Here is a 15174-nt window from a genome sequence, read left to right on the forward strand (position 1 = left end):
AGCAAGCGCCCGAACTTGCCGGGGAATTGGACGGCTTTTTGCAACGGCAATTATTACTGTTGGCAACAGTAACAACAAACCTGTTTAAATTATCGTATAACGAATATTTTTGTCTATCAAATATTTAACGGAGTTAATTTAAACAGCGGCCTTAATTTTTAATTACAATTCAAGATAACAAATAATGTTTGTTCAAATTACCAACGAAGAATTAATTAAAGAGACCTCCAAAAAAGCATGGTATCAAACCAATAATATAATCTGGACAATTATATTCCTGTACCCTCTTTTTAGTATTGTTGATTTTATTTACGCTACAAACTACTGGCTGCAGTTTTTTATTATCCGCATTATCACTATCCTTATTATATACGGCCTGTTCAGTTATTTTCAGCATAAACAATTTAGTTACCGCATATTATTGCATATCAGTTTCTTTATGCTTTCGGTAACGGCAGCTATTTTATGCAACCTGGTAAACATTCAGTTCCTGACCATTTATTTTATGCTGTTTGCTACCACCCTGCTGTTTTTTAACCTGCAGGTTTTTTGGGAGCCCTTAAACTCCGTCATCCAAACCTTAATGGCGCTATTGTTATTGGCCATTTTCTTTAACCTGCTAAGCGAATACAACCTCGACCTGGTTTTAAGTAACGGCGGGCAGATCTTTTTTATCATCTCGGGCATCTCCTGCTTAATACCCGGAGCACGTTACAAGGTGATCCAGCGTGAAGTACGCGCGCAGATCATGATCGAAAAATCAAACGAACAGCTTAAACAGCAAAACAAGGATATCAACGAAAAAAATAACCTCATCGATCATCAGTATGAGCAGCTCCGCAAGCTCGACAGCCAAAAGAACAGCTTTATCAATATTGCCGGGCACGACCTTAAAAACCTCATCGGCTCTATTATAATGAGCAACAACATGATCAGGGAGGAGGATTTCAGGCTCAGCACCGATCAGAAAGAATTTGTGGGCTACATCGCCGAATCGGCTGATAAGATGCAGTATATGCTTAACAAGCTCATGGATGTTAAGGAGATCGAATCGCCGGATATGAAATTCAACATGGAGATCTTTGACATCAACGTTGAAGTAATGCATGTTTTTAAAGGCCTGTACGAAACGGCCCTCATGAAAAACATCCACCTGGTTGATAATATCCTGAAGCTGCCCCTCAACGTGCGGCTTGACAAGGTATTTGCCGGCCAGGTGTTTCAAAACCTGCTATCAAACGCCATCAAATTTTCGCAAACCAATAACAGCATTAAGGTAGTAACCAGCCTGCAGCGCCAGCGTTTTGTTTTCGAGATCATTGACGAAGGTATAGCAATAGGCCAGCAGGAGTTGGACATGATGTTCAACAAGCTTAAAACCCTTAACGATACTCACGGCGTTACCGAAAGCCGCCTGGGTTTGGGTTTATCAATTGCCAAGCTGATGACCCAGGAAATGGGCGGCGAGCTCAGCTACCGCAGTGATGACAACGGCAATTATTTCAGAGTAGAATTTTACGTAATAAATTAACATTTATATCAATGAATAAGTTTTTTACCTTATTAGCCTTTATCCTATTATTCAACACGGCTTCGCAGGCTCAGGGCAACAGCATTGCATCCTTTAAAGCCTACGGCCATGACGATGAGGTGGTATACGGCATGAGCGGCGCTATTTCATTTTACTTCAAGGTCACCCCTTTGATTGAAATGAATGGCAGTAAACTGGTTTTATTTTTTGAACCGTCGCAGGCATTGATAAAATCGCATTCGTACATTAACCTGGTTATTAATAACAAACCGGCATACAGCAGCCGCCTGGGCCCCGATTCTATCCAGAAGATCACCCTTAACCTGAGCCGTGCCGATCTGAGCCCCGATAAGTTCCTCAAGATCCAGATCAAAACCCTGCTCACCATCACCGACGACCAGTGTAAAGACCTGGATAACCCGGCTATGTGGTTAAGGATCAAGAACTACTCATACCTGTCGCTGGTTAAAAGCAATAAAAACTTTTTTGATAACGTAAATATCAGCAACTGCTTCGACTCCAAAAAAGCTATCGTTTACCCGTCAAACCCAAGTCTGCACGACCTTAAGGCCGTAGCCTGGGCCTATTCAAGGTTAAAAAAGACCCAAACACGTGAAATTGCGGTTTACGAAGAAAGCAAGCTGCCCGACAGCGTTCGTAACTACATCAGGGTAGGCGCCATTGATAAATTACCTGCCGATGCGCGCGCATTGGTAAAAGTTACCCCGCAAAATACGCAGGGCTTATTCTACCTGCATAAATCGGTAAGCCTGCTCACTGATACCATTGTGCACATGGTTGATGTAAAAGGCCGGTTTGTGCCGGTTAAAACCGTAACGCAGGAGCAATCGCCTAAAGAGGTGCTGTTTGTTACCGGCGGCGATGATACAGGTTATGAAAAGGCCATCACCGCCCTGGGCAACATGAACATCTTGAACTCAACCTATGGCGATTACCTGCTGATCAACAAGGCCGAGAACACCTTCTTTAAAACTATCGACGAAAACCGTTCAAAGCTATCCTTAAAACAAATTGGCGGCGTGAGCGACTTCCTGTCGGGCATTGGCTCATTAAAAAGCGCTTACAGCTTTAAAAACAGTGATTTCAGCTTCACCCCTAAAGAAGTGGAGATCCGTTTTGTTGCCAATTACAGCGGCCTTGCCCCCGGCGACCGTGGTTTCTTCAACATTTACCTTAACGGCTTACTTATCAGCAGCGAAAAGCTGGATGCATCGGGCAAGCTGAACAGTTCTATCACCATTAACCGTTACCAGCACCATAAATACAATACGCTGGAGGCCGAATTCAGGTTTTATCCTACCAACGGTAACTGCCGCAACAGCTTCACCAACTTTTTTGCCGAAGTTGATGTTGACAAATCATACCTCGAATCAAAAAACCCCTTCATCACCAGCGACCTGAGTTTTTACCAATATCCCGAGGCTTTTAACAACGGCACAACCAAAATTGTAGTAAGCGAGGAATACGCCAAATATGCCGCCGGTGCTATGGGCGAGATCATTTATGAGCTTAATAATAACATCAACGCCAATAATTTCCCCGAGTTTGTTTACTCTAAAGATTTGAAGCCAACTGACCTGAAGCAATACAATATCATAGCCCTGCTATCAAAAGATGATAAAGTACTTAAGGAGTTTCGCGATGCCCCTATCCAGTTCGACAGGAACTTCAGGCTGTACAACACCGATAATAATACCCCGGTTTACGCGCTGTCGGATACGGTATCAAACGGCCTGGCGCAAATATTTTACGGCGTAAGCAACAATGCTACCCTGGTGCTTACCGCTACCGGCACACATGTTTCTGAAGCTTTCCTGGCAGTATCCAAATCCATTACCGAGCAGCTTTCAACCCTGTCGAGCAATGTTTGTATCTCGGATGTTAACTCCAACAAATACCTGTTCAACATCAACAAATCCAGCGAAAACCTGGAATACATCGATACCAAGAGCGGCCTTACCCGTTTCTGGGACAGCTATAACCTGTACATTTTGCTGGGCATCCTGATCCTGATCCTGCTTTCGTTCCTGTATGTGCGGTCAAAAGTCCAGAAATCGCAGGATCTGTTTAACGATTAATGCCGCTGCACATCGCGTGTCAAAATACATCACATATCAGTTATCAAACCGGCTTATCCCCGGTTTGATAACTGATATTTATATAGGGTCATTTAATTAATTTCACACAAAGCAATTAAATGATATTAATAATCAGGATGCCGCTTTAGGCTTTATGCATTCTGCTTTCAGCTTTTATATATGGATACATTGAGTATTTCTGTTCCTGAAATTTTGGTTGCCCACGGATTTATTTCGCCGGCCGACCAGGAAAAGATCCATGCTTTTTCGGAAAGATCGGGTATGTCATACCTCAAAATAGCCCTTAACTTCGGCTATGTTTCCCGCAAAAACTATGAACGCGCCCTGGGCAACGCAGGCTACCACTTTGCCGAGATCCGCCAGGAAGCCTTCGATCAAAAAATCCTCGACCAGGTTGACCTTAAATTTGCCAACGACCAGCTGGGCCTCCCCCTCCGCATCGAAAACAATAAGGTGGTTACCGTTATGGCCGACCCCGGCAATGAACTTTTCCTTGATTTTGTAAGGTTTACCTATGACATGGAACCCGAAGTCATCGTAGCGTCCGACCTGGAGATCACCTGGCTAAGCCACAAGCTTACCGGCCAAAAATATGTGAAGGCATCCGTTTTTGAGCTCCTTAAGCGCGACCCTAAAAGCTCGGCCTCAACAACGTTCACCACATCACAGCTTGTTTTCATTTTTGCCTTGTGGGGTATTACTGCCATCGGCCTGTTCCTCAACTTCAAAAACGTATCCATCACCATTAACTTAATCATCAGTTCGTTTTTCCTGATAGCTATCATCTTCAAACTGTTTTTGGCGCTGGTAGGCTCCCGGTTTGAGCTGCACCAGGCCGTCACCAAAAATGACCTACGCACTATCGTGAACGATGAACTGCCCGTGTACACCATCCTGCTGCCTGTTTACAAGGAAGATAAGCTGATCAAAAAACTCATCTGGAACCTGCAAAGCCTCGACTATCCGCGCGAACAGCTGGATATCAAACTGCTTATTGAAGAAGATGATGATAAAACATTAAACGCCGTAAAAAACCTCGATTTCCCCTCCGTGTTTGAAGTTATTGTTGTGCCTTTCCACATGCCTAAAACCAAGCCCAAGGCCTGCAACTACGGTCTGCATTTTTCGAGGGGCCAATACCTCACCATTTATGATGCCGAGGATATCCCCGATACCGATCAGCTTAAAAAAGTGGTGGCCCTGTTTAACAAACTGCCCGAAAACTATATCTGCATCCAAAGCGCCTTAAACTACTTTAACCGCAACGAAAACTTCCTTACCCGGATGTTCACCCTCGAGTATTCGTACTGGTTTGATTATATGCTGCCCGGTTTGGATACGCTGGATATCCCCATCCCGCTTGGCGGCACCAGCAACCACTTTAAAATGGACGCGCTGATTGAGCTTGGCGCCTGGGACCCCTTTAACGTAACCGAAGACGCCGACCTTGGTGTACGCGCCTATGCCAAAGGCTATAAGGTGGCCATAGTAAACTCCACCACGTACGAGGAAGCCAATAACAATTTCTGGAACTGGATCCGCCAGCGCTCGCGCTGGATCAAGGGCTACATGCAAACCTACCTGGTGCACATGCGCAACCCGCCGGCCCTCATCCGTAAAATAGGCTTTCGCGGTTTCCTGGGTTTTAACTTTTTCATCGGCGCCACATCGGCCACCTTTTTAATTTACCCGGTGCTGCTCATCATCTTTATCTGTTACCTCATATTTGATTTTTCAACCATCCGCAATTTGTTTCCGGACTGGGTGCTGTTCATGTCGATATTTAACCTCATGGTGGGTAATATCCTCATGATCTATATCAACATGATGGCCGTATTTAAACGCCGCTATTTCGAGCTTATTTTGTTTGCCATAGCCAACCCGGTTTACTGGCTCATGCACTCGGTAGCAGCCTATATGGGCCTGTACCAGCTCATCACCAATCCGTTTTACTGGGAAAAAACCAACCACGGTTTAAGTAAGGTTAATAACCCCACAAACGTTATTAAATGAAAATTGCCAAAAGTACATACCTGTTTATATTTACCCTGGTGCTGGCAGCCTGGTACCTGGTTATCGGCGTATACCTTAACCACTTAGGCTATTATAACCAGGAAAGCCTTTTTTATGTCGAAAAAACAAAGATCGTGTTTGAGGGGCTGGGCAACCGCCTCAAGGTAATGGGCCTAACCGCCCCGCTGCTGCCCTTTTACTCCTCGCTTATATTTTCGTCAATAAACAGTTACCTCGCCCCGGTCATCGCATCGGCGCTGGGTACGGCAGGCTTCTTTTATCTTATTTCGCGCTCGTTTGTTATCAGGGTGAAGGATGATTTTTACCTCATCATGGTAGCCCTGCTATTTTTGCTGCACCCCGGTATCATTTACATGGCCTGCTCGGGCAAAGCCATTTACCTGGTAGTGATCTTCGTGTACCTGTTTTTCCTTAACCTGCTTAAGTTTTACCGCTCAAACACCACGTTCCACGTATCCATAGCCAGCATGTGTTTGGTATTGCTCATTTTTTGCGATTACCGCTTCATCTGGCTTACGCTGTTCTTTATTCCGCTGGTGCTGTCCATCACGCTGGCCAGCCTAAACCTGGGCGAAAAGGAATCCATTTTCAGGCTGTTCATGAGCTTTAACAGTCCGTCGTTAAGGCGTAAGCTTATTAATAAAACTTTTGCTATCTACGTCATCCTGTTTATCCTGCCCGTGGTATCCCTCGTTTGCTATAAACTGCTCAACCAAACTCACGCCAGCGACTATAACTACTTTATGGAAAGCCCCCTGGCCACCTGGAACGTACTGGTCGACAAGCTGAATTACGACACTGCCGCTACCGCCGTAAACTACCAGCTGCCTGAGCTCAGCATCCTGGTATCATTAAGGGTGATTTATTTTTGTCCGCTGATATTGTTTGGCCTGTACCTGCTGCGCGAAAGCACTTATCATGTGCTAACCGTGCTCACCCTGTTTGCCTTTGTGGAGTTTTTGCACATTAAGTATGATAAGCTTTTCCTCACCTACCAGTACTACCTTATATTTTTATTTGTGGCGCTGCTGTGTATTATATTTAAGGTACATACCATCAAAAATAAACTGGCCGTTAAACTGGGCCTGGCCTTTGTAATTGTACTGCAGCTATATACCGGCTACACCTTTTTAACCAACTCGCTCATTACCGACGAGCGCCGCTTCATCACCACCCTTAGCCGGCTGGAACCCAATACCGATCAAAACGAAAGCAAAGAAATAGCAGCCTACATCAACAGCCTGCCCGATGGTACGCACATCCTCATGGACGATGCCGTATCATACCCCATTGTGGCCTTTACCAACAACATCAAAAAGCTAACCCTGCCCTACCAGCTCAACTCGTTCCTGTCGGCCATTGAAACCCCTTACAAATACGACGACTATATCCTGATAGCCACCCCAAAAAATCCATTCACCGGCTACACCCAGCTCAGCGACAGGTACATCCCCGAAATCCGCCGCCTCAACAGCGGTGTAAACTACAAACGCGCCTACGAAACCGACGGCTGGATTTTGTACAAGGTGGTAACGTTGCAATAATCAGTTGGCAGTTTTTGGTGGGCAGTTTGCAGTTAGTTTTTTAGTAGCAGTGGCAGCAGCAGTTGCAGTGATAGCGGCCTGTCACCCTGAGCCTGTCGAAGGGTCGCGCGCAGAGGCCTACCTACCCATGACATAATAAAATTAAGGTCATGCTGAGTAAATTAAATCCGGAGCGGATTCTGAAGGTGAAATGACATCTCCGCCATCCGTCATGCTGAACTTGTTTCATCACCTCACATGCTAAGTATACTTCATGCGGCTTGTCCTGTGGGTTCCCGAAACAAGTTCGGGATGACGTCATTTTATAAACTTGTCATGGGTAACTTGTTTCAGCACCCCACTCGCTAAGCAACCATGCTAATCAAATTTGCCACTTTTCTTGTGAGGTGCCGAAACAAGTTCGGCATGACTAAGGAGAGATGTCATACTACCTTCAGAGGCCACCGGATTTAAACACGCAGCATGACATAATAAAATTAAGGTCATGCTGAACTTGTTTCAGCACCCCACTCGCTAAGCAACCATGCTAATCAAATTTGCCACTTTTCTTGTGAGGTGCCGAAACAAGTTCGGCATGACTAAGGAGAGATGTCATACTACCTTCAGAGGCCGCCGGATTTAAACACTACCCATGACAAGATAAAAAATGTGGTTTTTCGCAGCAGATCAGCTTCGGGTGAAAACGAGCAGAACGATGCCGGGCGGTGCGGCTGCAGGGGCATAGCAAGTTTTTGCAGAAGCGGAGGCATTGCGTACGAACCGGGGCAAAATAATTGCAGCCCGTGGTTCTGTTCGTTTTGCAGGGTAAGGCCGCGCCGATGGCTATGGGCCCAGGTTGTGCGCAAAGAAGCCTCTCTGCTGCAAGCCTTTTTGGTTACTTTTGTGTCAAGACAAACGGCGGAGCCTTCTTGAGCACCTTAAAAAATGAACAATAGCGAAAAACGTAACTGGCCCCGCGCGGCCAGGAGCGCGACGATGTAAGTCAAATACTAATGAAGCCCGTTACCAGCCTGTCGGGGATTGCTTCATTCCTTACAGCAATGACGTGGTGGATTTGTTATTTCACCTTCAGACGCCCCGGATTTAAACACTCAGTATAACACCCGTTTCTCCATGCCTTAAATCCGAAATCGAAAATCCCAATTCCGAAATCAAAATAATGGCGTTGCCTGCGGCCCGGGCTTTACGCTGCAAATCCTCGCCTTGCCCCTGTGCGGAGGCCTGCGCAAGGCTGTGGGTTTTCCGCTGCAATCCCTAACGCGGCCGAAGCTCAAAGCCCGAAAGGGGGATGAAAAATGGTTTGTCCGTCCGTTTTGGGGAAGGGGTAGGTGCGGACGGTTTTTTAAGATTCTTCTTTTGAGGCCAGGATAAGCGGCTTTGCTTACAGTTTAACCTTTCATACGGGCCACAAGCCAGGAGGCTTGCAGCAGCAACTAATTATTTTTGCTATGCAATCCTTGCTTGTGGTTCGTCAGTGTATTGGATTTGCTTGCGGTAGCGGGGGACACCGACTTGAATTATCAAGAGCTATTCAGAATAATACACCTAATAAGATATTATAATTATATCTACTTTTATATTAAAATACAACTTCGAAAAATGATTATTGTAAAAGATATTGAGGCCTATACTTCCGAACTGCAAAACATATTATCACTTGCTGTAAAAAGAATAACAGAAGAATCCGTTTATCAACCTGATTTGCTGAAACTTTCCGGCTCCTTATTTGAACGGGTTGTTTGTGAAACCCTAAACAGAGTGTCGGCTGATTCTATTTTTGAAAACAAATTTGAACATTCATCAGCACATGCGTTTCCAGATATATATGCCAAAATACTTGAAAACAAATGGTTTGGAATCGAGGTCAAAACAAGTCAAGGAGACTGGCGATGCTTTGGTAACAGCATCTTTGAATCCGTTAAAATTGAAAATTTAGAAGATAGAATTTATGTTTTCTTTGGCAAATTTTCTTCCAATTTATTAGAGTGCAGATGGGCGAAGTACGAATCATGTATTGATAATATTAATATTACGCATTCGCCAAGATATCAAATAAATATGGATATCGTCGACAAGCCAGACCTATCGATATTCTCAAAGATGGATACCTCTTATGTTGATTTCTCTACATCTGACATAAATAAAAGAATGGAGTTGGTGCGAAGTTTTAAACGAAAGGGACTGGGGCAAAATGTAGCCCTTTGGTGGTTACCTGATCATCAGGAGCCAAATGAAGATGATGAGAAAAAACTTGTTATAAAGCTTCTTTCCGATTTACCCAAAGTCAATCGTGAGATAATAAGAAACCAAGCAATGGCTTTTTTTCCGGAAATTTTTTCAAATAATTCTAAAACTAAATATTCTCAAGTATTAACTTGGTTGGCGAGTCAACATGGCGTAGTTACTGGCCACCTTCGAGACGAATTCACATCCGGAGGTAAATGGCAAATGAGCTTTAATGACAAAGCCTACGCTTTGCCGAAAATCTGCTTATATCTATATGAGGGGCGCAAACAAATAAAAGAATATATTCAGAGCGCCCTTCCCGATGATTTAGAGCAAAAGTGGAAGTTACAAGAAAACGTCTTGAAGAACAATCCTGGCAGGCTTCAACTTTGGATTAACATAGTAAGCATAAATCTCACTCAATTAAATACTATGCCTCAAAATTTTCCAATACAAACGTGGCTATCTTTGATTTTTCGTTAAGATGAATCTTTTTCTATTTTATGGAGTTACTAATGTATGACGGATACAGTATCATCTAAGAGAAGAAGCGAGATCATGAGCAATGTTAAAGGTAAACACACAAAGCCGGAGATGATTGTTCGCAAATTTCTACATGAAAAAGGATTTCGCTACAGACTACATAGTGCTAAATTGCCAGGAAGACCCGATATAATTCTACTTAAATATAAAACGGTGATCTTCGTAAATGGATGCTTTTGGCATGGTCACAAGGACTGCCGAATTTATGTAATGCCGAAGACCAATGCTATTTTTTGGCGTGAAAAGATAGACCGAAATATGGCTCGGGACGAGATAATTATTAACAATTTAAAGGGTATGGGATGGAATGTAATTATATTGTGGGAATGCGCTTTAAAAAAGACAAAAAGAGCAGAAACACTAAATGATCTTGTGGAAAAAATTATTTCCAATAGCCAAAAAAATTAGCAAATTCCACTTCGTTTTTCTTAAAATTGCAAACAATTAAAAAGACTATGTCGCAAATGGATATTGATAACGAACTTAAAGAGCCTCAATTCACAATCGAATACAGTAAGCACGAAGTCACCTCAAGATTCACCGATTCAGAAACAAGGCAAGAAGTCTTAAACGTTCTTTCGCTATTCTCAGGCTGTGGGGGTATGGACATAGGATTTGAAGGTGACTTTATAGTTCCTACTTCATTAATAAACAAAGATAAATCCCCTGATTTTATTAATAAGCAATTAACCGAAAAACTTTCTCTTTTAAAGAAAACAAGATTCAAAACCGTTTTTGCCAATGACATTCTTCCCGATGCGAAAAACGCTTGGATAAACTATTTCTTTAAAAAAGGAGATTATAATTGCGTAGAGAAATATAGATCAGAAAGTATTGTAGATCTTGTAAAGTTACATAATGCTTCAGCTAATATATTTCCAGAAGCAATTGATATAGTAACCGGTGGTTTCCCCTGCCAGGATTTTAGTATTGCTGGTAAGCGAAAAGGCTTTGACTCTCATAAAAATCATCATGGCAAACTAAAAAACATAAACGAAGCTTCTGAAGAAACAAGAGGCAAATTGTATATGTGGATGAAGAAGGTGGTAGAAATAACTCAACCCAAAATGTTTATCGCTGAAAATGTTAAAGGTTTAGTTAATCTTAGCAATGTAAAAGATATCATTCAAAAAGATTTCTCTTCTGTCAATGGGAATGGTTACTTTGTTTTCGATCCGCAAGTGCTACATGCCGCAAATTATGGCGTGCCACAATCAAGAGAAAGAGTTATATTTATTGGAGTAAAAAAATCAGCTTTAAAACCAGGTGTATTAAAAAAACTGCAAAAGAAGGCCATCGACGCAGAGCTGAATCCTTACCCCCAAGCAACTCATTCAAATAATGAATCGTTGAACCTTGCCCCTTATAGCAAACTTTCAGAAATATTCTCGTTGTTAGAAGAACCTAACATAAGTCAAGATTTATCTCAACAATATTACTCACGAGCAAAATATATGGGTGCTCATTGTCAAGGCCAAACAGAAGTAAAACTGAATGGTATTGCGCCCACTATAAGATCAGAACATCATGGTAATATCGAATTCAGAAGACTTTCATTAGAACGAGGAGGAAAATATAATTCTGAAATAGAACAAGGTTTAATAGAACGAAGACTAACCCCAAGAGAATGTGCTTTGATTCAGACTTTTCCTATAGATTATGAATTTGTAATAGAAAGTAAGGCTAAGCGTAAAGGTAGCTTTTTAGTGAGTCCATCACAGGCATATAAAATAATTGGAAATGCTGTACCTCCTTTACTGGCTTATCACATTTCTAAACGAATCGAAAAAATTTGGGATTTATATTTTTAGTAGTCAAGCCTCTTGCCCTTCTAAAGCGTACCTTCGCTGGCGCACGTATGTCGCATGTGCCTCGAGCGCTAAGTTGCAGGCCACAAGCCACAAGCCGCATACCATTGCCGAGCATATGATGGCATCACCGTGCATTTGTAAGAGCCTTACAGCTGTCTATTCAGCATTCTATTCACACTGCCCACGCCCATCCCAAGCCCTTTGCTGGTGCACGCGTCGCTTGTGCCTCAATTGCTAAGTCTGCGCCTACTAAGTCTACATCATCCCAAAACTTGAAATTTCTTATTCCCCTATAACAATTCAACAATAAAAGAACCCTGTCAAATTCCGTCACATACTTGGCATATTAAGCACACGCGACGCGCGTGCGCAAGCGTAGATGTCTTGTTTTTTTAAATTAACAATATAACCGATAGGAGTGGGTGTTAGCATAGGCAAAATCTTGGCGGTACTGCAATTTGATATTTCATAAGTACTCATCGTTCTGTCCTAAGCTGAATACTCGCGCCGATCATATGATGATATTATTCCATGATTATCCGACGTATGTCAGATTCATAGTTAAATTCTTGCAAAAGAGACTTTATAGACTCGAGAATCCCAACAGGTCTATTGGAGTTTAACACAATTGAAAATTCCCTTTGCTGGCGCACGCGTGTCGCGTGTGCCTCAATTGCTAAGTCTACATCGTCGCCTCGCCTACTAAGTACATCATCCTGTCTTGTCCTGAAATAGGTTTACACAACAGTAAACAAAAATGGAGAGATATTCAAAAGTGTATGGCAGCAAATGGCAAAGCCAGTACAGCGAGGAGTTTAAGCGTAAAGTTTGTCAAGAATATTTAGAAGGTCAGGAAAGCCGAACGACGATTGAAAGGAAATACAAATTAGGCAATAGCCTTCGCTGGCGCACGCGTGTCGCGTGTGCTTCGCATGCTATGTCTAATCATCACAAAACTTATAATCTTTTATTCGGATAATCATTCAGCCATAAAGAGCAGGGAACTCCAATAAGACACACGCGACACGCGTGCGCCAGCCGAAAGTTATTTACACAGCGCCGATTTACAACTGGCTATTCAGCATCCTATTCACACTTCCCACACTCAACCCGAGCCGCTCCGCCACCTGCCGCTGGCTTAAACCTTCGTCGCTTAATTTTTTTGCCTCCCGGTGCATGCGTTCGCGTTCCTGCCTGGAGGCGTCGCGCAGGTGGTTTTTCTCGCAGTCATGGCCTGTAAAAACAAATTTTAAAAAGCCTTGATGCCGTTCCAGTTGGGCAAGGCATATATTGTCGGCACCATATGTTTCGGCAGTACTGCGCTGCTTAATCTGCTTTAAATAGCGCTGGCCGGGCATCGAGTGGCTTTCGCCCATGGCAAAAGCACTGTCGCAGAAATTGATGAGCATTTTACTCCCCTGCAAATCATTGCGGCTCAGCGGCAGCCGCGGGTTACGCTTAGGCGTGTGGGCCAGCACCAGGATGCTTACGCCATGGCGGGTTTTAAGCTTTTTCAGTTCCTTCATCAGCAACAGGGCAGCCCCGGCGCTCTCGGTTCCGTTGCGCAGGCAGGTAATATTATCAATGATGAGCACCCGGGCATCGGTACGCTTAATGCCCCGCGTTAAAGCTTCAATCACATACCTGTCCAGCTTTTGATAATGCGAGCTTGCACGGTTAAACTGGTTGTATTCGCCGCGGTAAAATTCGGAGGCAAACTGGTAACGGTTTTGGCCGTCGGTATAGCGTTGCTCAAACTGCTTGCCGGTAAGTTCAAAATCAATATACAACACCGGCGAGGCTTCGGCCCCAAGCTCAAAGGGAGCAATGGCTTCGCCGCGGGTAATACTGTCGGCCAGCTGCACGGCCAGCAAGCTTTTGCCCATATTGGTGTCGGCAAACAGGATGCACAGCTCGCCCTCCAGCCAGAAGTTGCCAAACAGCATTTGGGGAGTTTCGTGTTCGGTTTCCATGGCCATCCACTCATTGGCCGGGTAAATATCAAACAGCTCAACCACGGCATCCGGGTCGGAGATCATAACCTCCCCCTTGCGCCCAAGCTTAGCCGCCGCTTCCCGCACCTCATTTTGAATCATTTGAATAACCAGGGGTTTTTCTGCAGTATGGTCCATAATTTGTCGCGCCCCCTGTCCGGCAGCTCAAAGCCCGAAACATCCATCGTTATTTGCCGCAAACCTGCCGGCAATCATGAAAGGCACTCAAATTTACCCACTAAAAAGCCCCCCTATGGTGACAGCATTTTGTCAGTGTTCAATTTTTAAAAACCGGGTGTTCAACGTTCAAAAAGCAATTTACATAACCCACTGATTACCAAATACAAGTTGTTCAAATCACGATTTTGAACAAATTTATCAATTTATAAAACACTGATTATCAGTCGTTCAATTTCACAACAAAACACCAGGTGTTTACACTTTAAAAAATTGAACAGTATAATACAGGTAAGTGCCAATGCTCCGAAACCATCATTGCCCCTACGACCGGGCACCCCAACAAACAAAAAAGGCCCGCCAAACCTGGCAGACCTTTTAAGTTCTTCTACAAAATCAATCCCTTATTCCCTGCTTTTCTTCTTAGCAGGTTCAACATATTTTTCGCCAAGGGCTTCAAGGGCGGCAATGAGTTTTTTGCGTTCTACGGCATTGTCGGGCACGGTAGCCAGCTTCTCGCGGCGGGCTTCCTCCACCTTGCGGATCTTCTCGTCAAAAGCCCTGTTGATTTTATCAAGCTCGGGCGTGGTATCCAGTTTTGCTATTTCTGCTTTAATTTGGGCTGCTAATTTTTCAAATTCCATGGGGCTATTTTTGGAAGCGCAAACATAAAAAAATCATTGTAAGTTATTATTACCACGATAAAAAGTATGTGTGTTAACTTGTATTTTCCGTTAGCGCTGAAGCGTGCTATGGAGAGTATGATCGAGTTATGAAAAAGGCCTGTAAACGCAAAAAAGCCTTAGTAATTAGCTAAGGCTTTTGCGTTTGTTACACTATTGAAAGTGATAAAGGGTGGCACCGACCTACTCTCCCACGTTTTACCGCAGTACCATCGGCTCTGGCGGGCTTGACTTCTCTGTTCGGAATGGGAAGAGGTAGACACCGCCGATATAGGCACCTGAATATTTTTAAGTGTGTGGTTGATTATGTGAGCCGTGAGTGGTTCTTGTCTGATTGCTTATATCATGGTAGTTTTGCAACTACTCACCTAATCAACCATTCACCATTCACTATTTTTCACTTGCCACAAACATGACATATTATTGAAAGAAGTGATTGAAGTTAAGAGAAAACAACAGCATTGTTGTTCATTATCTGTTTTGTTTCGGATGAGTGATCAATATCTTGTTC

At 43.6% G+C, this 15174-nt stretch carries 9 protein-coding genes and 1 rRNA gene; 7 read left to right on the forward strand and 3 right to left on the reverse strand.

The features are described 5' to 3' along the window. Positions 1-184: 184 nt before the first annotated feature. The 7 genes from ACP26M_RS17460 (at position 185) to ACP26M_RS17490 (ending at position 11809) form a co-directional block, all read left to right on the forward strand. Entirely contained in the window at positions 185-1531 is a 1347-nt protein-coding gene (locus ACP26M_RS17460; protein ID WP_426581846.1) for a sensor histidine kinase, read from the forward strand. An 11-nt stretch (positions 1532-1542) separates the two neighbouring features. Further along, positions 1543-3630, forward strand: coding sequence for a cellulose biosynthesis cyclic di-GMP-binding regulatory protein BcsB (locus ACP26M_RS17465; protein ID WP_188834781.1), 2088 nt, complete (start codon positions 1543-1545; stop codon positions 3628-3630). 180 nt (positions 3631-3810) lie between these two features. Continuing rightward, positions 3811-5664, forward strand: a complete 1854-nt coding sequence (locus tag ACP26M_RS17470; protein ID WP_426581848.1) for a glycosyltransferase family 2 protein — start codon at positions 3811-3813, stop codon at positions 5662-5664. Beyond that, positions 5661-7229 (forward strand): hypothetical protein, encoded by a 1569-nt coding sequence (locus ACP26M_RS17475; RefSeq protein ID WP_091172023.1) that lies wholly within the window; start codon positions 5661-5663, stop codon positions 7227-7229. Before ACP26M_RS17470 ends, ACP26M_RS17475 begins: the two co-directional genes overlap by 4 nt. A 1599-nt stretch (positions 7230-8828) precedes the next feature. Beyond that, a complete protein-coding gene (locus ACP26M_RS17480) occupies positions 8829-9938 on the forward strand; it encodes a hypothetical protein (protein WP_426581851.1) in 1110 nt (369 codons plus the stop codon). Positions 9939-9974: 36 nt separating this feature from the next. Then, positions 9975-10406 carry a very short patch repair endonuclease gene (locus ACP26M_RS17485; protein WP_426581853.1) on the forward strand — a complete coding sequence of 144 codons (432 nt, stop codon included), beginning with the start codon at positions 9975-9977 and terminating at the stop codon, positions 10404-10406. Positions 10407-10453: 47 nt separating this feature from the next. After that, positions 10454-11809, forward strand: coding sequence for a DNA cytosine methyltransferase (locus ACP26M_RS17490; protein ID WP_426581855.1), 1356 nt, complete (start codon positions 10454-10456; stop codon positions 11807-11809). A gap of 1064 nt (positions 11810-12873) precedes the next feature. Here ACP26M_RS17490 and ACP26M_RS17495 read toward each other — a convergent pair. From ACP26M_RS17495 to rrf, 3 genes are all read right to left on the reverse strand, one after another. After that, on the reverse strand, positions 12874-13941 hold the full coding sequence (locus tag ACP26M_RS17495) for an AAA family ATPase (protein WP_426581857.1): 1068 nt from the start codon (positions 13939-13941) through the stop codon (positions 12874-12876). A 443-nt stretch (positions 13942-14384) separates the two neighbouring features. Then, positions 14385-14624, reverse strand: coding sequence for a hypothetical protein (locus ACP26M_RS17500; RefSeq protein ID WP_090535008.1), 240 nt, complete (start codon positions 14622-14624; stop codon positions 14385-14387). A gap of 209 nt (positions 14625-14833) precedes the next feature. Continuing rightward, positions 14834-14945: ribosomal RNA gene (gene rrf, locus ACP26M_RS17505) — 5S ribosomal RNA — on the reverse strand. Positions 14946-15174: the final 229 nt, after the last annotated feature.

The organism is Mucilaginibacter sp. R-33 (genome assembly GCF_049949235.1).
Classification (GTDB): Bacteria; Bacteroidota; Bacteroidia; order Sphingobacteriales; family Sphingobacteriaceae; genus Mucilaginibacter.

What these genes read in the sequence shown, in the direction of transcription:
- ACP26M_RS17460 (WP_426581846.1), top strand. Translation starts at nt 185, where the DNA reads ATGTTTGTTCAAATTACCAACGAAGAATTAATTAAAGAGACCTCCAAA.
- ACP26M_RS17465 (WP_188834781.1), top strand. Translation starts at nt 1,543, where the DNA reads ATGAATAAGTTTTTTACCTTATTAGCCTTTATCCTATTATTCAACACG.
- ACP26M_RS17470 (WP_426581848.1), top strand. Translation starts at nt 3,811, where the DNA reads ATGGATACATTGAGTATTTCTGTTCCTGAAATTTTGGTTGCCCACGGA.
- ACP26M_RS17475 (WP_091172023.1), top strand. Translation starts at nt 5,661, where the DNA reads ATGAAAATTGCCAAAAGTACATACCTGTTTATATTTACCCTGGTGCTG.
- ACP26M_RS17480 (WP_426581851.1), top strand. Translation starts at nt 8,829, where the DNA reads ATGATTATTGTAAAAGATATTGAGGCCTATACTTCCGAACTGCAAAAC.
- ACP26M_RS17485 (WP_426581853.1), top strand. Translation starts at nt 9,975, where the DNA reads ATGACGGATACAGTATCATCTAAGAGAAGAAGCGAGATCATGAGCAAT.
- ACP26M_RS17490 (WP_426581855.1), top strand. Translation starts at nt 10,454, where the DNA reads ATGTCGCAAATGGATATTGATAACGAACTTAAAGAGCCTCAATTCACA.
- ACP26M_RS17495 (WP_426581857.1), bottom strand. Translation starts at nt 13,941, where the DNA reads ATGGACCATACTGCAGAAAAACCCCTGGTTATTCAAATGATTCAAAAT.
- ACP26M_RS17500 (WP_090535008.1), bottom strand. Translation starts at nt 14,624, where the DNA reads ATGGAATTTGAAAAATTAGCAGCCCAAATTAAAGCAGAAATAGCAAAA.